Annotated in this window: 4 protein-coding genes; all 4 read left to right on the top strand. The window is 69.9% G+C overall.

Annotation, left to right across the window (positions count from 1 at the left end; translation table 11 throughout):
- The first annotated feature begins 635 nt into the window (after positions 1-635).
- The 4 genes from NBW84_RS22810 to NBW84_RS22795 all read left to right on the top strand — a co-directional run bounded on the left by NBW84_RS22810 (position 636) and on the right by NBW84_RS22795 (position 4285).
- On the top strand, positions 636-911 hold the full coding sequence (locus NBW84_RS22810) for an effector-associated domain EAD1-containing protein (protein ID WP_250287291.1): 276 nt from the start codon (positions 636-638) through the stop codon (positions 909-911).
- Entirely contained in the window at positions 908-2569 is a 1662-nt protein-coding gene (locus tag NBW84_RS22805; protein WP_250287290.1) for an NHL domain-containing protein, read from the top strand. The genes NBW84_RS22810 and NBW84_RS22805 overlap by 4 nt, the downstream gene beginning before the upstream one ends.
- A gap of 203 nt (positions 2570-2772) precedes the next feature.
- Positions 2773-3090, top strand: a complete 318-nt coding sequence (locus NBW84_RS22800) for a calcium-binding protein (RefSeq protein WP_250287287.1) — start codon at positions 2773-2775, stop codon at positions 3088-3090.
- A gap of 13 nt (positions 3091-3103) precedes the next feature.
- Complete coding sequence (locus NBW84_RS22795) at positions 3104-4285, top strand: hypothetical protein (protein WP_250287286.1); 1182 nt, start codon at positions 3104-3106, stop codon at positions 4283-4285.
- The last annotated feature ends 143 nt before the right edge of the window (positions 4286-4428 follow it).

Here is a 4428-nt window from a genome sequence, read left to right as displayed (position 1 = left end):
TTCATAGCCTCGTCCGTCGAATCCACCATGCGAGCCCAACACGGCGTTCTCTACGAGAGAGTCGTCCCCACCGGAACCAGCCGGGCAGGGAACGGGCATGGCGACAGGTGACCACCCCGTTTCCAGCTCCCAACCCGCCCTGATCACAAGATGACAGGCATCCCCTGCCCCATCTCATGCTGACAGGTAGGGGAGGCCGCGCGGACGGCAGCAGAACACCAGGAACATGGTGTGGTTCTTCGTCTCGAGTACGGCGGCTTATACCAGCCGAACGGGGGAGGCGCAGAGGAGCCGGCGCCCGATCAAGGAGCCGGCGAAGGCTACAGGCTCGGCTCTGTCAGGCACGGCCCGGGCGTACTGGGTCGCCGGCTTGTAGGACTCCCCCCTGACGATCATCGCACGGTGAACGAGTCCGCGCGGCGCACCTGGCCCCCTTCCGTGGTCAGCCATCAGCCGGGGTGGCATGGTGACTGCCACGCCTCCGCCACGTGGCATCGTGGCGTATCAGCCGGTTCGTTAGAGTCACGGCACACGGCGAAATCGGGGGCTGTCGTGGCTGTTCGCCTTCTCCCCTGGCCGGACTGGCGGACGGCAGACGTCCGCGGCTCGTGGCGTCGGCGCTGGGAGGGTGGTCTGTGGCCGGGCTTGATGAGGCGAAGGTCGCGGGGATGAACGGCGCGCAGCGGCGGGCGGCGCAAGACGCCCTCCTGGCCGCATATCCGGACCGGGGGCGGCTCGAGAGGCTGCTCGACAGACTCGACAGGCCCCTGGCGCACTACGCCACCGAGTCCGTCACGTTACCGGACGCCGTGTTCAAGATATTCGAAGGGGCGAAGGCCGAGGGCTGGCTGCCGCGGCTACTGGCCGAGGCCACCGCGGTGAATCCCGGCAACCCCAGCTGGCCGACGTGATCAGCCAGTACCGGCCCGCCAGCCCCGGCCCCGACGACGGGGAGACGCCCGCCGGCGGCTCGTCCACCGGCGGGCCCGGCGGGTCGAGTGCCCGCCCGCCGGCCGCCCTATCACTGGACCGGCTGGTGATCAGCACGTTGGCCGACGAGTTCCCCGATCCCCCGGAGGCACGCAGGCTGGTCGACCAGGCAGGGCTTCCGCCCAGGCGCCAGCCCGGGTGGAACATCGCCAACGCGGAGCAGTTCTGGTGGGAGACTCACCGCCTGTTCGTCGGCGGCGCGGTCATCGACGGGTGGGCGAACGTCCTGCGCGAGGCCTACCATGCTCGCCCGGCGAACAGCGTGCTCGCCGCCGCCGCGCAGGCTGCCGGCGTGGCCGGCCCCTCACCCGCGGAAGGCAGCCCGCCCTCCAGCCCCTTTCCGGGCGGGCTCAGCACGGCATCCCCCGTCGAACCACCATCGGCACACATCGACGAGGACCCGCCCGTGGAGGGAACTGCGCCGTCGCGCTCTCCGCTAAACCGCCGACGCCTGTTGACCGGTGCCGGAGTCCTGACGCTGGTGCCCGCCCTGTTGGTGTTCGCCGTTGTCCATCTGACGGGCGGTTCCAGCCCGACGATCGCCGTGGTCGCGGGAACGGGCGCGCAGGGATTCTCCGGTGACCGTGGGCCGGCCATTGAAGCCCAGCTCCAGGACCCGCAGGACGTGGCGGTCGCCAGCGACGGCACCCTCTACCTCGCGGACCGCGGCAACCAGCGGATCCGCAGGATCGACCCCGACGGGACGATCACCATCGTGGCGGGTAACGGCACCCCCGGCTTCTCGGGCGACGGCGGACCGGCCATTGATGCCCAGTTCAATGAGCCCACCGGGCTGGCGGTCACCGACAACGGCACCCTCTACGTCGCAGACCGGAACAACCACCGGATCCGCAAGATCACCCCCGACAGAACGATCACCACCGTCGCGGGTAACGGTGTCACCAAAGACAACGGCGACGGCGGGTTCTCCGGTGACCGCGGACCCGCCACCCAAGCCCAGCTCTTCTCTCCGGGCGACGTCGCGGTCGCCAAAGATGGCACGTTCTACATCGCCGATACACGGAACCACCGGATCCGCAAGGTCACCCCCGACGGAACGATCACCACCATCGCGGGTAACAAGGGTCGCGGCTTCTCGGGTGACCGCGGGCCTGCCTTCGAGGCCCAGCTCAATGAACCGATCGGGCTGGCGATCGTCGGCGACACCCTGTACATCGCCGAGTGGGGCAACCACCGGATACGCCGCATCGCCCCCGACCGGACGATCACTACCGTGGCGGGTAATGGCGCCACCGAGACCGACGGCGGCGGCGGGTTCTCCGGCGATGGCGGGCCCGCCACCCGAGCCCAGCTCAACCGCCCGGTATGGGTTGCGGTCGACACCAGCGGCACCCTCTACATCTCCGACCAGTACAACCACAGGGTGCGCCGAGTCGGCCCCAACGGGACGATCACCACCGTGGCAGGTACCGGCACTTCCGGGTTCTCCGGCTACGGCGGCCCCGCCACCCGTGCCCAGCTCGCGCAACCGACCGGAGTGGTGGTCGACAAAGCGGGCATCCTCTACATCAGCGACAGCAAGAACTGCCTGGTATCGAGCATCGACACCAACAGATAACCAACCGGTGCCGCGCGGCCAGCGTGGCCGGTGGTTGCCGGTGTTCTGAGCCGCTCTTCGAAGGCCATCGGAATATCTATTACAGGGACCGGCCACAAGGATCGCGGGCCAGTGGCGGCTGGGGTTCCCCTGCCCTGTCGGGGCTCCATTCGGCTGTCTCGGTAGGCTGCCGGCTACGGCGAAGGTGACCCAAGGCGGTGGAGGTGACCGAGGTGGAGCTGGACGAGGTGGAGCTGGATGCGCTGGTCGAGCAGGCCGTCGTCGACGCCTACGGCGAGGACGAACAGCTCACGGCCTTCCACGCTGTGATCGAGGACAACCTCGCCGTTCCCTTCCAGACCACCGTCCTGGGCGTGGACGTGACCGTCACGAAGATCGACCTGCGGTCCGACAGCGGCATCGTCGCGGTCTGCACCCGGGGGAAGCACCGCCAGGTGATCGGTATCCTGGACCTGCCGCTGCCCACCCCACCCCCGGGCGGGGCCGAATGGGTCGAGGCCTACCGGCACTGGGCATCCTGACGGTGACGCGACGATGAGCACATACCAGTACTACGAGTTCCTGGCCGTCGACCGGCCGTTGACCGCACAGCAGCAGGCCGAGGTCCGCACTCTGTCCACCCGGGCCCGGATCACCGCCACCAGCTTCACCAACGAGTACCACTGGGGCGATTTTCACGGCGATCCACGCATCATGATGGAGCGCTACTACGATGCCCACCTCTACCTCGCCAACTGGGGCACCCATCGGATCATGATCCGGCTGCCCCGCACCCTCCTCGACCTCAAGACCGTCCAGCGGTACACCGTCGAGCCTCACCTGACGGCCTGGACCGCCGGGGACCATCTCATCCTCGATCTGACCAGCGAGGACGACAGCGGGGACTGGGTGGAGGGCGCCGAGGACTCCCTGTCGGCCATCGTCGGTGCCCGCGCCGAGCTCGCCGCCGGGGACCCGCGGGCTCTCTACCTGGCCTGGCTGGCCGGCTACGGGACGTGGGAACGTGACGAGGACGTCTTCGGCGACGACGAGGAGGACACCCTCGAGCCACCGGTGCCCGCCGGGCTGGGTTCCCTCACCGCGCCGCAGCGGGCCCTGGCGGATTTCCTCCGCCTCGACGCCGACCTGCTCACCAGCGCGGCCCAGGCAAGCCCGCCCCTGGCAGCGGCCAGGGACGACCCCCGCGCACTCGCCGGATGGATCCGGGATCTCCCCGCCGGTGACAAGGAGAGCTTCCTGCTCCAGGTCGCGCACGGGGACGGCGCCCGGGTCCAGCTGGAGCTGCTGCGACGTTTCCGCGGTACGCCCGACAGCGGCGGGAACGGCCGTCCCCGCCGCACGGTCGCGCAACTGCTGGACACCGCCGCGGAGATCCGGCAGGAACGCCGGCGCCAGGAGCAGGCCGCCCGCGCCGAGGGGGAGGCCCGCCGCGCGCGGGAACGCGCGCTGGCCCGGGAGAAGCGGCTGGACGCGCTGGCCGGTGACCAGGAAACGGCCTGGGCGCGTGTCGACGCGCTGATCGACGGCCGCCGGCCGAGCGACTACGACGCGGCCGTCGAGATCCTCGAGGACCTCCGTGCTGTTGCCGCACGCGCCGGCCACAGCACGGAGTTCACACAGCGGTTCGCCCTCCTGCGCCAGCGGCATGCCCGCAAGCCCAGCCTTGTCGCACGTTTCGACCGCGCCGGCCTCGCTGACACCTCCACCGGCCAGTGATCCGCAGCCCGGGTAGCCGCCACGGATCCGCTGACAGGCTCATGCCGGTGACAGGCTCATGCCGGCTCATCACCGCAGGCCCGGGTCGGGCCGGGGGGTGAGCTGCTTCGCCCGCTGGAGCTCGCCGAGAGTAGCGAACCTGT

Origin of the sequence: Protofrankia sp. CiP1_Cm_nod2 (genome assembly GCF_920664355.1) — a bacterium.
Classification (GTDB): domain Bacteria; phylum Actinomycetota; class Actinomycetes; order Frankiales; family Frankiaceae; genus Protofrankia.
This window is presented reverse-complemented; position numbering and strand designations above follow the sequence as displayed.